Origin of the sequence: Halomonas sp. SIMBA_159 (assembly GCF_046536035.1) — a bacterium.
Lineage (GTDB): Bacteria > Pseudomonadota > Gammaproteobacteria > Pseudomonadales > Halomonadaceae > Vreelandella > Vreelandella venusta_A.
In genome coordinates this window covers 1-235 of sequence record NZ_JAWJBT010001644.1, presented here as the reverse complement: position 1 = coordinate 235, position 235 = coordinate 1, and the positions used below count along the sequence as shown (strand labels likewise).

The 235-nt window shown below is 48.1% G+C and carries 1 protein-coding gene; it reads right to left on the bottom strand.

Annotated elements, in window-relative coordinates; all coding sequences use genetic code 11:
- The coding region (locus R0J87_RS24780; RefSeq protein WP_498889689.1) for a glutamate--tRNA ligase family protein at nt 1–235 on the bottom strand (235 nt) is incomplete at both ends.

The following is a 235-nucleotide window of genomic DNA, read 5'->3' as shown; positions in this document are numbered from 1 at the left end:
GTTGCAATAGCCTGATGGTCCAGGTGCCATTGCAGATGCTTAGCCACATATTCAGGTTCGCAGGTTTTGATGTAATGGTTGTTCAGCCAGCGCAGTTTGTCTGTGTTGAATGCAGATGCAGACTTGCTGATGTCGTCCAGACTGAAAAACTCAATCATTTCCTCCTGAGAGAAAATTTCCTGATCGCCATGTGACCATCCCAGTCGAACCAGGTAGTTCAGCAGCGCTTCAGGCA